Source organism: Streptomyces sp. CNP082 (genome assembly GCF_059570535.1).
Genome location: NZ_JCANSZ010000043.1, coordinates 22,206 through 38,634, shown reverse-complemented (window position 1 = coordinate 38,634; position 16,429 = coordinate 22,206). Strand labels below are relative to the sequence as shown.

The 16,429-nt window shown below is 73.4% G+C and carries 12 protein-coding genes; 5 read left to right on the top strand and 7 right to left on the bottom strand.

The window, feature by feature from the left end; all coding sequences use genetic code 11:
• Window positions 1–9: 9 nt before the first annotated feature.
• The 4 genes from B124_RS27585 to B124_RS27570 all read right to left on the bottom strand — a co-directional run bounded on the left by B124_RS27585 (window position 10) and on the right by B124_RS27570 (window position 8,892).
• On the bottom strand, window positions 10–5,502 hold the full coding sequence (locus B124_RS27585) for an ATP-binding protein (protein WP_496505681.1): 5,493 nt from the start codon (window positions 5,500–5,502) through the stop codon (window positions 10–12).
• A gap of 516 nt (window positions 5,503–6,018) precedes the next feature.
• The gene (locus B124_RS27580) at window positions 6,019–6,921 is read right to left on the bottom strand and encodes a sigma-70 family RNA polymerase sigma factor (RefSeq protein ID WP_496505680.1); all 903 of its coding nucleotides are present in this window, start codon (window positions 6,919–6,921) and stop codon (window positions 6,019–6,021) included.
• Between the two features lie 258 nt (window positions 6,922–7,179).
• Window positions 7,180–8,115 (bottom strand): RNA polymerase sigma factor SigJ, encoded by a 936-nt coding sequence (sigJ, locus tag B124_RS27575; RefSeq protein ID WP_496505704.1) that lies wholly within the window; start codon window positions 8,113–8,115, stop codon window positions 7,180–7,182.
• 144 nt (window positions 8,116–8,259) lie between these two features.
• Entirely contained in the window at window positions 8,260–8,892 is a 633-nt protein-coding gene (locus B124_RS27570; protein WP_496505679.1) for an LUD domain-containing protein, read from the bottom strand.
• Window positions 8,893–9,325: 433 nt separating this feature from the next.
• Between B124_RS27570 and B124_RS27565 the strand changes: the two genes are divergently transcribed.
• From B124_RS27565 to B124_RS27550, 4 genes are all read left to right on the top strand, one after another.
• Window positions 9,326–9,571 carry a hypothetical protein gene (locus B124_RS27565; protein WP_496505678.1) on the top strand — a complete coding sequence of 82 codons (246 nt, stop codon included), beginning with the start codon at window positions 9,326–9,328 and terminating at the stop codon, window positions 9,569–9,571.
• Between the two features lie 32 nt (window positions 9,572–9,603).
• Window positions 9,604–10,761, top strand: coding sequence for a DegT/DnrJ/EryC1/StrS family aminotransferase (locus B124_RS27560; protein ID WP_496505677.1), 1,158 nt, complete (start codon window positions 9,604–9,606; stop codon window positions 10,759–10,761).
• Window positions 10,758–10,964: a hypothetical protein gene (locus tag B124_RS27555; protein ID WP_496505676.1), complete on the top strand. Its 207-nt coding sequence runs from the start codon at window positions 10,758–10,760 to the stop codon at window positions 10,962–10,964. Before B124_RS27560 ends, B124_RS27555 begins: the two co-directional genes overlap by 4 nt.
• Before the next feature lie 137 nt (window positions 10,965–11,101).
• On the top strand, window positions 11,102–13,507 hold the full coding sequence (locus B124_RS27550; protein WP_496505675.1) for an ATP-binding protein: 2,406 nt from the start codon (window positions 11,102–11,104) through the stop codon (window positions 13,505–13,507).
• Between the two features lie 71 nt (window positions 13,508–13,578).
• Here B124_RS27550 and B124_RS27545 read toward each other — a convergent pair whose 3' ends face one another.
• From B124_RS27545 to B124_RS27535, 3 genes are all read right to left on the bottom strand, one after another.
• A complete protein-coding gene (locus B124_RS27545) occupies window positions 13,579–14,412 on the bottom strand; it encodes an SAM-dependent methyltransferase (protein ID WP_496505674.1) in 834 nt (277 codons plus the stop codon).
• A gap of 85 nt (window positions 14,413–14,497) precedes the next feature.
• Window positions 14,498–14,785 carry a DUF397 domain-containing protein gene (locus B124_RS27540; RefSeq protein WP_496505673.1) on the bottom strand — a complete coding sequence of 96 codons (288 nt, stop codon included), beginning with the start codon at window positions 14,783–14,785 and terminating at the stop codon, window positions 14,498–14,500.
• Window positions 14,786–14,787: 2 nt separating this feature from the next.
• Entirely contained in the window at window positions 14,788–15,681 is an 894-nt protein-coding gene (locus B124_RS27535) for a Sco1979 family transcriptional regulator (RefSeq protein WP_496505672.1), read from the bottom strand.
• A 252-nt stretch (window positions 15,682–15,933) separates the two neighbouring features.
• Between B124_RS27535 and B124_RS27530 the strand changes: the two genes are divergently transcribed.
• The gene (locus B124_RS27530) at window positions 15,934–16,380 is read left to right on the top strand and encodes an ATP-binding protein (RefSeq protein ID WP_496505671.1); all 447 of its coding nucleotides are present in this window, start codon (window positions 15,934–15,936) and stop codon (window positions 16,378–16,380) included.
• The last annotated feature ends 49 nt before the right edge of the window (window positions 16,381–16,429 follow it).

Genomic DNA, 16,429 nt, shown 5'->3' with positions numbered 1-16,429 from the left:
GTCGGTACGTCACGGTGCGGTGCCCTCGGCGACCCCGCGCTCGACGGCCGCGATGATCTGGGGCCGCAGCTCCTCCGGCCGGATGATCGCGTCCACGGAACCCACCCGCTGCGCCCGCTGGATCGAGTGCACGCCGTCGAACTCCGCGGCGACCTCGCCCAGTTTCTCCGCGCGTACCGACGCCCACACGCTCTCCAGCCGGCCGGCGAGCTGCGCCCGCTCGTTGCCGGTGGCCGCGGAGATGCGGGACTCCAGGTCCGCCACCCGCGCGTCGGCGGCGGTACGGGCGTCGACGTCGGCGGCGAAGACCACCGCCGCGGCCGGCGCGCCGCCGAGGACCGAGGCGTACGAACCGTCCACCGCCAGCACCGTCATGCCCGGGTGTAGCGCCTTGGAGAAGACCACGAAGGCGCCGCCGTGGTAGCGCGAGATCACGCAGAACACGATCGGGCCGCGGAAGTTGACGATCGCCCGGCCGATCTCCGCCCCGTACTCCAACTGCAGCTCGCGCATCGACTCCGGCGAGCCGTCGAACCCGGACAGGTTCGCCAGCACCACCAGCGGCCGGTTCCCGCTCGCCGCGTTCACCGCCCGCGCCACCTTCTTCGACGAGCGCGGGAAGAGCGTGCCCGCCGTGTACGCGTCCGGGCCGTCGGTGGGCGGGAAGCCGCGCCGCTGCACCGACCGCGACTCGATGCCCACCAGGCACACCGGCCGCCCGCCCAGGTGCACGTCCTGCACCACCGCGGTGTCCGCGTCCGCCATGTCGGCCCAGCGCTCCAGCACCGCGTGGTCCTGGTCGGCGAGCGCGCGCATCACCGTGCGGATGTCGAACGGCTTCTTGCGGTCCGGGTTGGTCTCGGGGGAGAAGATCTCCCCGACCGTGGTGAAGTCGCTGCCCTCGGCGACGTGCGGGAAGTCGCTGACGTCGCGGTCGGCCGGGTCGGTGGTCGGCGCCTTGCGGGGGCCGGCCTCGCCGGGCAGCACGTAGCTGTGGTCGTAGTACGACAGCAGCACGTCCCGCGCGGCCTTCAGGTCCGGCGCCCAGTACTGCGCCTGCCCGTTCGGGCCCATCACCCGGTCGTAGCCGCCGATGCCGAAGTTGTCCTCGGCGGAGACGCCGCCGGAGAAGTCCAGCGACCGCTTGCCGGTCAGCACCATCGCCGAGTCCGGGGTCATCACCAGCACGCCCCGGGTGTGCATCAGCATCGTGGCCTCGGCGTTCCAGTACGGCTGCGCGCCGACGTTGACGCCGGCGACGACGACGTTGACCTCGCCGCCGCCCTGGGTGAAGTGCACGATGCGGCGCAGTGCGCGGGCGATCCAGTCCATGTTCTCGGTGCCCGAGTCCATCGCGATCCGGGCGCCCGCGGACAGCGCGTACCACTCCAGGGGCACCCGCAGCTTCTCCGCCAGGTCCAGCGCGGCGACCACCCGCGCGCACTCCGCCTCGGAGAGCGCGCCCAGCGCCTTCGCCGGGTCGCCGAGGAGTACGACGCGGGTGACGCCCTCGGGGTAGCGCTCGGTCGGCGTGGTGGCCACGCCGGCGACGATGCCGGCCTTGTTCTGGCCCTTCGGCCTCGTCACGGGGGCGAGCGCACCGGAGCCGTCGAGGTCGTGCTCGGTGAACGTGCCGCCGGCGCCGGCGATCGTGTCGAACAGCTCGTACGGGTAGGCCGTGCCGCGGCGCCGCAGCCGCAGCACCTTCTGGCCGTAGTCGTCGAGGGGCTGGATCAGGCCGGTGGGCGGGGGGGTGACGTCGAGGCGGACGTCACCGGCCCCGTCGTACGACACGTGCACCGCCGTCGGGACCAGCTCGCCCTGCCCCTTGATCCGGGAGCCGAGGAACAGCACCTCCTCCACGCCCAGGCCCCGGGTCGTCGGCAGGATGCGCCGGGCCACCGCGTTGAGCTCCGCGAGCGTGAAGCCCGCGGCGGGCGCCCGGACGTTGACGAAGATGCGGTTGGTGTCCTGGCGCTTGCTCGCCGGCCGCCGGATCTGCTCCTTGCGGATCGCGTCGAGGCAGCCGCCGAGCGCCGCCTCGACCTCGGGCAGCGCGAGAATCCGGCCCTCCTCGTCCCGCAGCGGTGTCATGTCGCGGACCTGTGTCATCGCGACCAGCCGCTCGTCCGCCGGGTTGCTCGGCGCGACGCACCGCAGCAGGTAGACGTCCTCGTTCGCGGACGGCAGCCGGGTGAGGTCGAAGTTCCGCAGCCGCCGCAGCAGCAGCCGCTGGGCGACGAGCGGGTGCATGCCGCGCATCAGCTTGTCCTCGGCGGGACCGGCCGGGGACGGCAGGAACGTGAAGTGGTGCGGCGCCGCGCCGTGCCCGGCGACCGTCGTGGTGATCCGGTGCAGGCCGGTGGGCAGCGCGGCGGACAGGGCCGCGTGCAGCTTCCCGGCCATCTCGTCGGTCTCGGGGGCCTCGCCGGTCCAGGTGACGTAGAACTCGGCGACGACGGCGGTCGAGTCCGCCACCGCGGCGGCTGCTTCCGCCACCGTCGCCGCCGCCCCGGCCAGGTCGCCGATCTCGGCGACGGTCACCAGCAGCAGGTGCGGGACGCCGTCGAGTTCGTAGCGGCCGGTGACGAACGGCCGTCCCGCGACGGTCGCGCAGTGCACGTCGGTCAACTGGTGGTCGCGGTAGGCACGGCGGATGAGGACTTCCAGCAGCGGGTCCGGCTCGGCGCCCCGGCGGTCGATGCGCTCGCCCAGCAGGTGGATGAGCGATTCGGGGCTGGCGACCATCTCGGCGATCCGCGTGCCGCGGTCGGCCGCTTCCGGGTGCGCGTCGAGGTAGCGCAGGTGCTGGCGCACCTGGTGGTAGACCCGGGTACGGGCCCGGTGCTGCAGCGGCTGCGCGTACCAGCGGAACACCAGGCTCCGCGCCAGGCCGCCGACCAGCGGGAAGCGTAGCTGCGTCGCCCGGATCAGCCGCTCCAGCGCCTGGCTGACGACCTGGCGCAGCCCGGCGGGCGGCGGGTCCTCGGTGAGCCACTGCTGGAGCAGCGCCGTGATCAGCGCGACGTCACCGGCGGCGTCCTGCCGGGCCAGGAAGATCCGGAAGACCGCCTCCTCCAGCGCGGGCGTACGGTCGAGACCGTCGACGCCGTAGTGGCCCAGCACGCGGGTCAGCCGGCTCTGGAAGGTCTCCGAGAGCCCGGCGCGTTCGGCGTCGAGGCTCTGCAGGTACGTGTGGAAGAACTCGCGCGGGCTGCGTACCCAGGTCTCGGCCGCGGTCTCCTCGTGCTCCGGCTTGTTGCGGCTCAGTTCTGAGATGTCGGCGAAGACCTCCAGCAGCCCGGCCTCCGCCGCCAGCGGACGCTCCGGCAGGCCGGTGCGCGCCGCGAGGTAGCCGGCGACGACGTCGTCGGGCCCGTCCGGGTCGGCGTCGAAGCCGAGGAGCCTGCTGCGCAGGTCCGCAAGGCCGCGCTCGGCGCGCTGCGCCGCGGTCGGCCCGGCGGGCTCCGCGGGCAGGTCCAGGTCGACGCCCTCGGCCATGGGCGCGGCGCCGACGTCGTCCAGCGGCTCCAGGCGCAGCAGCGGCGCACCGGTCTCCACCTGGCTGCCGACGGAGACGAGCGACTCCTTGAGCGTGGCCCGGAACGGTGCGCGCAGCACCGTCTCCATCTTCATGCTCTCCAGGACCAGCACCGGGGCGCCCTCCTCGGCCACCTCCCCGGCGCCGAGCGGCGTGGCGACCACCAGCGCGGGGGCGGGCGAGCGGACCACGCCGCCCTCGTCCCGGCTGACCCGGTGCGTCACGCCGTCGACCTCGACCAGGTGGACCGGCCCGTGCGCGCCGGTGACCAGCCGGAAGCGGTCGCCGTTGAGCCGGATCTGGCCGGTGTGCTCGTCGAACCGCTCCAGCACGGCGTCCACGGTCCGCACCGTGGAGTCGTCGATACGGGAGCGGAAGCCGACGCGGTAGCGGCCCGGGCCGGTCTCGGCGACGGTCAGCCGGTAGCCCGCGCCGCGCAGCGCGAGGTCGACCGGCCGGCCGCCCTCGTGGTGCACCTGCGGGCGACCGCCGCGCGCGGTGCCCAGCAGCCGCTGGAGCTCGGCCCGCTTCCCGTCCTCGTACGCCTCGATCGCCGCGGCGGCCAGCGCGACGCCGGAGTGCTGCGGCGACGCCAGGCCGCCCTCGGCCCGTACCCGGTCGATCCAGCCGGTGTCGGCGCGGGCGTCGATCACCTCGGGCTCGTCGAGCAGGTCGAGGATGAAGCTCTTGTTGGTGGTGCCGCCCTCGATGAGCACGGTGGTCTCGCGCATCGCGTGCCGCAGCCGGGACAGCGCCTCCGCGCGGTCCCGCCCGTACGCGATGATCTTGGCGATCATCGAGTCGAAGTCGGCGGGGATGGAGTCGCCCTGGCTGACGCCGGTGTCGACGCGGATGCCAGGGCCCGCGGGCAGGTCGAGCAGGGCGATACGGCCCGGGGCGGGCGCGAAGTCGCGGTCGGGGTCCTCGGCGTTGAGCCGGGCCTCGACGGCGTGCCCCAGCTCGGCCGGCCGGGTGCCGGTCAGCCGGCCGCCCGCGGCGACGTGCAGTTGCGCCTTGACGAGGTCCATGCCGGTGGTGGCCTCGGTGACCGGATGCTCCACCTGCAGCCGGGTGTTGACCTCAAGGAAGGCGAACATCCCGTCCTTCGGCTGGTAGAGGAACTCCACGGTGGCCGCGCCGCGGTAGTCCACGGCGAGCGCGAGCCGCTCCGCCGACTCCTTCAGGAGCTGCACCTGCTCGGCGGCCAGCACCGGCGAGGACGACTCCTCGACGACCTTCTGGTTCCGGCGCTGCACGGAGCAGTCCCGTACGCCCAGCGCCCACACCCCGCCCTGGCCGTCAGCGATCACCTGCACCTCGACGTGCCGGGCGTGGACGAGCAGCCGCTCCAGGAACAACGCGCCGTTGCCGAAGGCACGTTCCGCCTCCTGGCTGGTGCGCTGGAACGCCTCGACCAGCTCGTCCGGCTCGTGCACGGCCCGTACGCCCCGGCCGCCGCCGCCCGCGGTCGCCTTGAGCATCAGCGGATAGCCGATCTGCTCGGCCTGGAGCAGCGCCGTGTCCAGATCGGCGACGGGGCCGTGGCTCCACGGCGCGACCGGAACGCCGACCTTCTCGGCGAGGTGCTTGGCGCTGATCTTGTCGCCCAGCTTGTGCATCGCCTCGGGGCCGGGGCCGATGAACGTCACGCCGAGCTTCGCGCACAGCTCGGCGAAGGCGGGGTCCTCGGCGACGAAGCCCCAGCCCACCCACGCGGCGTCCGCGCCGGTCTCGACGAGGGCGCGCTCCAGGACGGCGAGGTCGAGGTAGGGGCGGTCCGCGGCTTTGCCCAGGTCGTAGCTGAGGTCTGCCGCGCGTACGAACGTGGCCGTGGCGTCGGCGTCGGTGTAGAACGCCACGGTCTCGATCCGTGGGGCGCCCGATGCGTTGAGCTCACCGACGGCCTGGATGAGCCGCATGGCTGCCTCGCCACGGTTGATGATCGCAACACGGCTGAACACCGGTCAGTCCTCCCAAATGTGACATGCCAGTCAGCGGGGGCGCAGGCGGCTGTTCCGCTCGGCGTTCCCGCTGCGTGTCGGCTCCGGGCCGGATCCGGCCCCGGGCCACGGATGGTTCAGGGCTGTTCGTGGAGTTGTCGCGGAGGATGCGGGTGAGTGTGGCGCGGTGGGGGGCGGGCGGGTCGGGGTGCGGGGAGCAGGGCGGGGGGCTGGCGGACGCACCGTGCCGCAAGCCCGTGCTCAACCAGCATCAGCCACCCCACTTGGCCGCCACATACCGGTGACTTGGCGCCCACTTGGCGATGCATCCTGGGCGCGCCCGCCGGGTGGCCGCCCGGCTCACGGGGTGATGACCTGAGGTTTTCCGGCCGCCCGAGCGCTTCGGGTTGTCCACCGCGGTAGCCATGGGGAAAAGACTGCGGAGCCGTGGCTGTGAGCGTCAAGGATCACTGCGGGGCAACATATTGTCAGGAGTTGCCGGTATTTTCCCTCGGACAGAACCGGGGCCCGCCGCCGTCAGAAGTCGAGTGTGATCTTGACGTCCGTCAGGTCGGCCTGGACGGTGATCGCGGTGATGAGGCCGGCGTCGACGGTGAAGCGGAACGAGAGGTACGGCTCGCCGTCCAGCACCCAGACCAGCCCCTGCGACCCGTCGACCTGCGCGGGCACCGGTGCCCAGGCATGGCCGGCGAAGACGCGGGTGATGGCGTCCGCGCCGCGCAGTTCGGGGTCGAGGCCCTTCTGTACGGCGGACGCGTCGGAACGCAGCACGATATCCGGGTCGAGCATCGCCAGCAGCGCCTCGAAGTTGCCGTTGCGGGAGGCGGCGAGGAAGGCGAGAGCCAGGTCGGACTTACCTCTCTTCTTGACGGCGACGGGATTCTCGTCGTACGCGCCGATGGCCGCGGTTCTGGCGCGCGGTGCGTCCCGCTGCACGCGGCGGCGGGCGCGGCTGGCCAGTTGGCGGGCGGCGGCGGGGGAGCGGTCGACGATGGTCGCTATCTGCTCGAAGGGGACGGCGAACATGTCGTGCAGCACGAACGCCAGCCGCTCCGCGGGTGTGAGGGTGTCGAGGACCACCAGCAGCGCGACGCCGACGGAGTCGGCGAGGACCGCCTCCTCCTCGGGGCCGGCCTGCTCGGACTCGCCGTGCGGCTCGGCGGCGTCGGTCGTGTCCACCAGGTCTTCGGGGCGTGACTTGCGGGACTGCAGCATGTTCAGCGACACCCGGGCGACGATCGTCGTCAGCCAGCCGCTGAGGTTCTCCACCTCGTCGGTGCGCGAGCGGCTCAGCCGGATCCATGCCTCCTGGACGGCGTCTTCGGCTTCAGCGACGGAGCCGAGCATCCGGTACGAGAGCGCACGCAAACGGGGGCGATCACTCTCGAACCGTTCGGCCAGCCAGTCGTGATCACTCATCTGGTCAAGTCCTCTCACCGGCGCCTGCCAAGTCGGACACCGGCAGGACGCCGCCGAGGTGACGAGCCGGGATCCCCCACCGGCCCGGCCCTCTGTCATGTCGCCGGCTCCCACCCGTGCTTGACGCTGCCGAAGATGCCAACAGCCGGCAACGAGCGTACTCCGTAGGGCGACGGCGGTGACCTGCGCCTCCGCTCGGGCAGGCGGAAGCCCGCGGCCACGGGCCGGAAGGGGGTCGGGGGACCGGTGGGGCGGCAGTCAGCCGGCCGGGTTCCAGGGGCGGAGTTTCTCCGGGTTGAGTACGACCCAGATGCGGGTGACGCGGCCGTGGCCGATGCCGAAGGCCAGCACCGCGGCGGTGCTGCCGCGCTGCCGGCTGACCAGGCCGGGCTGGCCGTTGACCGTACGCTCCAGCAGCGTCAGCGGGGCCCGGGCGGCCAGGTCCGCACAGGCCGTGGCGATCTCCCGGCCGCCGGTGACCGGGCAGGACGCCGCGGGGGCCAGCCCGCCGCCGTCGGTGGTCAGGGTGGCGTTCGGATCCAGCAGCCCGATGAGCGCGTCGATGTCCTTGGCCTCCCAGACCTGCCGGAACTCCCGGACGATGTCCGGCCGTTGGGCCCGCGGGTTCGCGGCGGCCCCGGGCGGGCGGACCCGGTGCCGGGCGGAGGAGGCCAACTGCCGGCAGGCCCCCGGCGTCCGGCCGAGGATCCCGGCCACCTCCGCGAAGGAGTACCGGAACACGTCGTGCAGGACGAAGGCCACCCGCTCGGCCGGCGTCATCGACTCCAGCACGACCAGGAACGCCATGCTCACCGACTCGTCCAGGGTGATCCGGTCGGCCGGGTCCATGTGGCTGCCGCCGGCGCGGGCGGTGGACCACTCGGTGTGCTCCGGCAGCGGCTCGGGCAGCCAGTCCCCGACGTACGTCTCCCGGCGCACCCGCGCCGAGTTCAGCAGGTTCAGGCAGACCCTGCTGGTCACCGTCGTCAGCCAGGCCCCCGGGGACTCGATGGCCTCCTGCTCCGCGCGCGGCAGGGCGTACCAGCGGGCGTAGGACTCCTGGACCGCGTCCTCGGCGTCGGAGAGCGAACCCAGCAGCCGGTAGGCCAGGTTGAGCATCCGGCGCCGCTCGCCCATGAGCACGCCCAGGCTGGGGTCCGTGCCCACGGCCCCCGGCTTCGCCCCGGTGGTCATCACGCCCTTCAGCCCTTCCACCCGTCCGCCCCTGTCCCCTCGCTCTCCCGCCCTCTCGTCAAGGTAGTCCACCCCGGCGCCGGCGCCCCGGCCCTCGCGTCCGGCCCGCCGGCGCCGCCCGTCACGGACGCGGCTGCCCCCGTGTCAGAACCCGATGGCTTCGCGGAGCAGCAGGACGGTGCCGCGCCCGGGAAAGTAGTGCGGGCTGAGGGCGTGGAGGACGAGCAGGCGGTTGAGGGAACTGCCCGTGCCGTGGGCCTCCATGAGGCGCTTGTCCTCCAGCGGCACGCAGTGGGTTTCGACGCGGCGCAGCGCGGTGTCCAGGTCGGGCACCACTTTCTGCGCCCCGACGACCCAGACGGCGTGGCCGGCGCCGCCGCAGTAGCCGGTGAGCTGGCTGCCGCTGGCCGAGGCGATCACGAGGGAGCCGGTTTCGGTGACCGCGTGGACGCTGCCCATGATGACGTCGGGGGTGGCGAGGACCCGGCGGATCTCGTCCCGCTGCGTGGCGCGGTCCATGGTCAGGCTGCGCATCCTGACGGAGTCGTACCGCCCGCTGTAGTCGACGTCCTCGGTGATGCCGGACAGGCGCAGTGTCTCGCTGGAACCGGTGAACACCGTGGCGCCCTCGGGGATCAGGTCCCCGACGCGGGACCGCGCGGCGGCTGCGTCGTCGAGGATCTCGGCCTCGAAGCCGTTGCCGGTCAGCGCGGCGGCCGTTTTCTCCAGGCGCTCCGCCGGCGCCGGCTCGCTGAACGTCGGTGCCGAGGTCGTCATGGTTTCTCCTGGTCCGTCGGTGCCGGTGGATCACGGCGGGCACGAGGTGCCCGGCGTCGTTACCTGTACGACAAGGCACCCCGGAGAAACGTCAGGCGGGCGTGCAGCCGGCGCGGCCGGCGGGCCCGGAGCCCGGGAGGACGCGATCGCCGCTGCCGCGGCGGCTATGGTGGGCGAGGGCGCTGAACCCCCGCGTGTGACCGGCGGGTGTAGCAACAGGTTGCCAAGTCGACACCAAGCCGAACCCAAGCGAGACCGGAAAAGATACCGCTTGCGCGCCGCTCCCGGCAGCGGCGGCGGCGCGGCCGGATTTGCGGTAACCCCGGGCGGGCCCGACGGGAGATTCCGGGGAACCTCTACCTACAGAAGGTGGATGTCAGGCATGTCGACTGTGTGCAGGTTGGCGGTGAGCGTACCGGAATACGCCCTCACCGTGGCAGAGACCCTGGACGTCGGCAAGAAGGTGCACGCGGGAGAGCCGCTGCCGCCGCTGGCGCTTCGCCTCATCCAGACCGGGGTGCGGGGACGGACGTTCAGCTCGCCTCCACCGGACCACGAGCGGTACTTCGCCGGGATCTGCCACATTCTCTCCCGCGGGCAGAGGACGGACCCCGGTGGCGTGCGGCAGCCACGGGACCGCCGCGACGTCCGCCGGACCACGCCGCTCCGCCACGGGTAACCGGTCTCCTTCCAGCGCCAGGAGAGGGCACGATGAACAGCATTCCTCTGATTCACGCGAGTGTGGGCAAGCAGGAGCTGGCAGCCGTCGAGGAGGTGTTCGCCTCCGACTGGACGGCCGGCCAGGGCCCGCGGGGCAAGGCCCTCGAAGCCGAGCTGGCCAGCCGCTACGGAGTCGCCGACGCCGTCGCCCTGAGCAGTTGCGCCGCCGCGCTGCACCTCGCCCTGCTCGCGCTGAAGGTGGAGCCCGGCGCCGAGGTGATCGTCGCCGACTACACCTTCCCGGCGCCCGCCCACGCGGTGCACTGCGTCGGCGCCACCCCCCGGTTCGCCGACGTACGCGCCGACACCGGCACCGTCGACCCGCAGGCGGTCGCCGACCTCATCGGCCCGCGCACCGCCGGCATCATCGCCGTCGACACCGTCGGGCTGCCCGCCGACTACGCGGAGCTGCGGCAACTCGCCGACCGCCACAAGCTGTTCCTCATCGAGGACGCGGCCTGCGCCATCGGCGCCACGTACCAGGGCCGTCCGGCCGGCACGCTGGCGCCGGTCGCCTGCCTGTCCTTCCACGGGCGCAAGGGGATCACCTGCGGCGAGGGCGGCGCGCTGCTCGCGACCGACCCGGCGATCGGCGCGGACGTGCGGCTGCGCTCCTCGTTCGGCATCGGGAGCATCTTCGACAAGTCCCAGGTCGTCGGCCTGCCGATCCCGGTCTTCACCGACATCGGCTACAACTACAAGCTCTCCGACATCTCCGCCGCGATCCTCCAGGTGCAGCTGGGCCGGATCGAGGAGCTGCTCGACCGCCGCACCGTGGTGGCGGCCCGCTACACCGAACTCCTGAAGGACGAGGAACTGGTCACCGTCCCGTACGTGCCCGCGGACCGCACCCACGCCTGGCAGTCCTACATGGTCAAGCTCGGCCCCGGCGTCGACCGCGCCGGCGTCGCCGCCGAGCTGCGGGCCCAGGGCATCGGCTGCGGCCACGGCACGTGGGCCAGCCACCAGCAGCCCGCGTACGAGACCGACCAGACCTGCCCGGTCTCGGCGGACCTCGCGGAGCGCCAGCTCGCCATCCCGATGCACGCGGAGCTCTCCGACGCGCAGGTCGAGCAGGTCGTCGAGGCGCTGCGGCCCGCGCTGCGCAACAACACCGGCCGGCAGGCGGACAAGGCAGGTGCGGCGTGAACAACGGCCGTCCGGCGTCCGCGCGGATGCTGCGGTACGTCCCGCAGACCGCCCCCGGTACGCCGCCGGCGAGCCGGCACCGCGGCCCCCGGCCGCGGGCCGCCCACCCCCGCACCGCATCGGTCACGTTCGTCACGTTCGTCTTCGAGGAGAACAGGTTCCAGCCCACGCCCTCACCCGCCACGCCCCGCGCCGCCGGATAAAGGCGAGCCGGCCGTGGCACGGGGGAGCGGGACAGTTTCGGCGGAGGGAATGCAGTGAGCCCTGATGGCATCCGGGCGGTCGTCGCGACGAGCACGCGGTCGGCGGTCGCCCCCGGCACTCCTTGTGAAGCGACGCTATGAGCGCCGACGCCGTGGTCGCCGCCAAGGAGCGGGAGGACGTGTGGGGCCCGCAGGGCCTGTTAGCCGGACGGGCGACCAGCCCCGCCGGGTACATCGGGTCCACGCCCACGTCGCTGATCGGCCGCACCCGCGATCTCGACCGGCTCGCCACCGTGCTGTCCGCGCCCGACGCCGGCCTGGTGACCGTCACGGGCCCGGCCGGGGTGGGCAAGAGCCGGCTCGTCATGGAGTACTTCCGCCGCTTCGGGCCCGGCCTGGGCGGCACCGTCGAGGTGTTCGACTTCGGCCGGATCACGGAACCCGCCGTGGGCGCCCTGATGCTGCGCCGGCTCAGGGAGCACTTCCAGGAGGGCCCCGAGACCGTCCGCGCGGCCCTGGAGCGCCTCGGACCGGGGCCGCACACCGTGCTGTTCGACCACTACGAGGACGTGGCAGATGAACTGGCGCCACTGCTCACCGAGTTCCGGCGGTGCTGCCCGGAGGTGCGGGTCGTCACCGTCGGCACCCGTCGACTCGGGCTGTACGGCGAGCGGGTCGTACGGCTCCGGCCGCTTCCGACCGGGCACATCGTCGAAACCGACCTCCCGGCCGTCGCCCGGATTCCGGCCGTGGAGCTGTTCGTACAGTGCGCCCGGGCGGTGCGGCCCGAGTTCAAGCTGACCGCGGAGAACTACCGCTACGTGCTGGCCCTCTGCCGGCTCGTCGGCGGCCTGCCGTTCGCCATCGAGCTGGCCGCCGAGCAGGTCAAGCTGGCCGAACCTGACCTGATCCTGGAGCGCTTCGAGCACGGCACCGGCGATCTGCGGCGCATCGACCAGCACCCGTACTCGCGGCACTCCAGCCTCTCCGGCATGGTCGCCTGGGTGTTCGCCCGGCTGCACGCCGACGAGCGGATGCTGCTGAACCAACTGGCCATCTTCGAGGGTCCGTTCACCACCCGCGCCGCGGCCCGGGTGCTCAGCGGCTTCGACGCCGCCGGCTACCGGACCATGGAGCGGCTCATCGACGCGAGCGTGCTCATCCCCGACGAGCGGCCCGACGCCGAGCTGAGCCTGAGCATCCCCAGCTCCGTGCGGCAGGCAGCGGCCCGTTCGCTCGCCCTGCTGCCGGTCCACGAGACGCTGCGCAAGGCCCACGGCGCGTACTTCCGCGCCCTCGCCACGCCGCGGCCCGCGCCCGAGCCCGGCGCCCTGGCCACCGGCCCGCGGTCCGCGGCCGGTCCGGAGACCCGGGCGGACCTGCTCGCGGCGTTCGGCTACTGGCGGGAGTCCGGCGACGGCCAGTCCATGGCGGTGCTCGCCGGCGCGCTGCGCGAGCAGTCCACCGGCACGGGCCAGACCCGGCAGTGCCTGCGGCTGACCGAGGAGGCGCTGCGGGCCGGCGTCGAGGACGCGCGGCTGCACACCCGTACGCTGGAGGCCGCCGGCGGGCTGGCGATGCGGCTCGGCGCCAGCGCGGCCCGCGGCTACCTCGCCCAGGCCCGCGACGCCTACCGCGCCGGTCACGACGACGCCGGCCTGGTGCGGTGCCTCGGGATGCTCGGCGACGAGGCGTACGCCGGCGGGGACCTGGAGCGCGCCCGGCGGCAGTTCGAGGAGGGGCTGGCGGTCATCGCCTCGCCCACCCGCGCCGGCTCCGCCGGCGCCCCGGGCGACACCACAGCCGGCGCCGGCCGCTACCTCACCCGGCGGCTCGCCGTGGTGCTGCGCGAGTCGGGCAACCTCTCCCGCGCCGACGAGCTGGCCCGTAACGCCCTGGCGGCGGAGCTGGGCCACGAGGACTTCGACGGCGTGGTCGCCGCCCGCTACGTCCTGGCCTCCGTCCGGCTGCTGGAACAGGACTCGGCGGACGCGCGCACCCTGTTCACCGACGCCGCGGAGCAGCTCGGCGGTCTTGCGGACGCGGCGGAGCAGCCGGAGTGCCTGGAGATGCTGGCGATCACGCTCTACAAGTGGCGCCGTATCACCGACTGGCGGCTGCTCACGGCCGCGCTGGGCCTGGCCCACCGGCTGCGCCGGAGCCTGGGCCACGCCCGCCCCCGGCCGCTGACCGAGGCGACCACGGCGGTCCTGGCCACCGCCAGCCAGGAGCTGAGCGCCGACGACTACATGTGGGCGTGGCGCTCCGGCGCCGAGCTGACCTGGGAGGCGGCGCTGCGGCTGATGCCCGCCGACGACGCCCGCCCGGTGGCCGGAGTCGACGTGCCCACCGACGTGGCCGACATCCTCACCAAGCGGGAGCTGGAGGTCGCCCTGCTGGTGGCCGAGGGGCTGACGAACCGCGTCATCGCCCGCCGGCTCGGCATCGCCGAGTGGACGGTCGTGAACCACCTGCGCAAGGTGATGCGCAAGCTCGGCTGCCAGTCCCGGGTCCAGGTGACCCGCCGGCTGGCAACCGGTTGAGGCCGGTGGGCGGAAGGCGGGACCGCACCCCGCCTTCCGCCCGCTGCCGGGCCGCTACGGCTGCCGGGCCGCTACGGCTTCCGGGCCACCGCCGCGTACTGGGACACCTCCGCGTCCAGCACCGCCGTCCCGTCGTCGTCCGGCGAAGCCCCCGCCCCCTCCGGCTGCCAGCGGTGCGGCGCGACCAGACCTGGCGCGACCAGCTCAAGACCGGTGAAGAAGTCCTCTATTGAGCCCTTGTCGCGCGTGGTCAGCGGGATGCCCTGGCCGTGGTAGATCTCCTGCACCCGCCCGATGTGCACGGGGTCGAAGTCGGGGGTGCCGTGGGACAGCGCCAGGTAACTGCCCGGGGCCAGCGGCTTGATCAGCGTCTGCATGATCTCGTGGGGTGCGTCGCGGTCCGGGACGAAGTGGAAGAGCGCGTTGCAGGACAGCGCGACCGGCCGGTCGAGGTCCAGGGTGCTCTGCAGCTCGGCGGCTTCCAGGATCGAGTGCGGTGCGGTGACGTCCGCGTGCAGATAGGCGGTGCGGCCGTGCCGGGTGCTGGTCATCAGGGCCTCGGCGTAGCGCAGCACGAGCGGGTCGTTGTCGGTGTAGACGACCCGCGCGGCCGGGTTGACCTGCTGCGCGACCTGGTGGAGGTTCGGTTCTGTGGGTATGCCCGTGCCGATGTCCAGGAACTGGTCGATGCCCGCCTCGGCCGCCAGCCAGTGCGTCGCGCGGCGCATGAAGGCGCGGTTGACGCGGGCGGCGGTACGGGCCTGGGGCCAGACGTCGAGCACTTGCCGCGCGGCGGCGTGGTCCACCTCGTAGTTGTCGTGCCCGCCCAGGAGGTAGTCGTAGATGCGGGCGGGGTGGGCCCGGGACCGGTCGACGCGGGTGGGGTCGGAGGTCTCGTCGGTCACGTGGTCAGTCCGTTTCGGTCGTGCCGCCGCGCGTTGGTGGGACGGCGTACGGGACGCGCGTGGGGGGCGGCGGCCGGGGAGTCCGTCAGGAGAGCAGGAAGTCCGCGTCCCCGTTCTTGATCCCGTCGAGGAACGCCCGCATCTCGGCGGCGGTGTAGATCAGCGCCGGGCCGTCGGCGGCGGTGCTCTGCCGTAGCGCCACGCGGCCGTCCGGGAGCCGCTTCGCCTCGACGCAGGCGTCGCCGTTGGGGCCGCTCCACGGCTTGTCCCAGCCGTCGGTGCCGAGCTCGCGGGCGGGCATGCCGTTGTACACCTGGTCCCCCGTCGAGGCGCCGGTGCGGTGGCCGTCGTCCGTACCGTGCACGTGCGTCATCCTCATACTTCCTTCCGGATGTTGGCGATGATGTTCTCGGTCTGATGGGCAGGCGGGGCCTGCGTGGATATCCGGTTGAGGGCTTCCAGGCACTGGGAGACCAGCGCGGTGTCCTCCACGTAGGCGGGGCCGGTCATGCTCTCGCTGTAGCCGAAGTCCCCCAGCTCCGGGGCGGGGAAGCGCAGCAGGTGCAGCGGCCCGTACATCGCCGGGTGCGGGCCGGTGTCGAACGGGAGCACCTGCAGGGTGACGTTCGGCATCCGGGTGGTCTCCACCAGCCGGTCGAGCTGCGCGCGCATCGTCTGCGGCCCGCCCACGGTGCGGCGCAGGGCCGCCTCGTCGACGATGGCCCACAGCCGCAGCGGCCTCGGCTCGCGGACGAGCAGCCCCTGGCGCTGCATGCGCAGGCTGACGCGGCGCTCGCGCTCCTCGGCGGCCAGCGGGAGGTGGCCCGCGGAGAGCAGGGCGCGGGCGTAGTCCTCGGTCTGGAGCAGCCCCGGCACGCAGTGGGGCTCGTACGCGCGGATGAGGGTGGCGGCCGACTCCAGGCTCACGTACAGGCCGAACTGCTCCGGCAGGACGTCGCGGAACCGGTGCCACCACCCGGGCTTGCTGGCCTCCTCGACGAGGACGAGGAAGGACTCGATGTCGTCCTGCGCCAGCCCGTAGGTGCGCAGCAGCTTCTCCACGGAGGCGTACTTGAGGCCGACCTCGGCCTTCTCCATCCGCCGGACGCTGGTCGCGTTGACCCGCAGCGCCCTGGCGGCCTGCTCGGCCGTGAACCCGGCGCTCTCCCGGAGGTTCTGCAGGCGGCGGCCCAGCACGATCTGCCCGGCCGTGGGCGCCGACTGGCCGGATATGGCAGCCGCGCCCGCCTCGCCGCCCGCACGCGCCATGGGCCGCACCTCCCGGGACCAACTCGGGGCGTTCTCGGTGAGTTTGCCGGAGCGCAGTGTGCCACGCCGGTGGGATCGCTCGCAGCGTTATGCATTCCCGCATATGCAGACTGCAAAACGGCGCTTGCGATCTGTGACCGGCCCACGCATAGTTGGCCTGTGACGCCGTTCACACGGCGTCCGCCCACCCGTGCTCCGGGGCGGTCGGACGCCGTGACCCCACTCGACGGACGTACGGAAGGCATCCGGCCCATGGCCTCCTCATCCCACAGCGCGCTCGGCACCACGGCGGACTTCGACGCCGCGGGCCACGGCGAGGGCTTCGAGCTCGTGGCGCGGGCCGCCGCGGTGGCCGAGGCGCGCGCGCACGTCAGGCGGCTGCTCGGCGGCTGGCGGTTATGCGACGACGTCTGCGGTACGGCGCAGTTGGTGATCTCCGAGCTGGTGACCAACGCCGTGCTGCACGCGACCGGCAGCAGGATCGTCTGCCGGCTGGCGCTGCGCCCGCCGGGGGTGCGGGTGGAGGTGCGGGACCAGGGCGGGGCGTACGGGGTCCCGATCCGCACGGTCGCCGGGCCCGACGACGAGTGCGGGCGGGGGCTGGGGCTGGTGGCGGCGCTGAGCGAGGCGTGGGGGACGGAGCCGTCGGGGGCGGGGTTCGCGGTGTGGGCGACGATCGGGGTGCCGAGGCAGAGGTGAGCCGGGTGCGGCCCGCCGCGGTGCTACGCCCCCTCCGGGGCCGCGCCCG

Bases quoted from the DNA above. Each gene is read 5' to 3' on its own strand.
- B124_RS27580 (WP_496505680.1), bottom strand. From the start codon at position 6,921: ATGAGTGATCACGACTGGCTGGCCGAACGGTTCGAGAGTGATCGCCCC.
- sigJ (WP_496505704.1), bottom strand. From the start codon at position 8,115: ATGACCACCGGGGCGAAGCCGGGGGCCGTGGGCACGGACCCCAGCCTG.
- B124_RS27570 (WP_496505679.1), bottom strand. From the start codon at position 8,892: ATGACGACCTCGGCACCGACGTTCAGCGAGCCGGCGCCGGCGGAGCGC.
- B124_RS27560 (WP_496505677.1), top strand. From the start codon at position 9,604: ATGAACAGCATTCCTCTGATTCACGCGAGTGTGGGCAAGCAGGAGCTG.
- B124_RS27550 (WP_496505675.1), top strand. From the start codon at position 11,102: ATGAGCGCCGACGCCGTGGTCGCCGCCAAGGAGCGGGAGGACGTGTGG.
- B124_RS27540 (WP_496505673.1), bottom strand. From the start codon at position 14,785: ATGACGCACGTGCACGGTACGGACGACGGCCACCGCACCGGCGCCTCG.
- B124_RS27535 (WP_496505672.1), bottom strand. From the start codon at position 15,681: ATGGCGCGTGCGGGCGGCGAGGCGGGCGCGGCTGCCATATCCGGCCAG.
- B124_RS27530 (WP_496505671.1), top strand. From the start codon at position 15,934: ATGGCCTCCTCATCCCACAGCGCGCTCGGCACCACGGCGGACTTCGAC.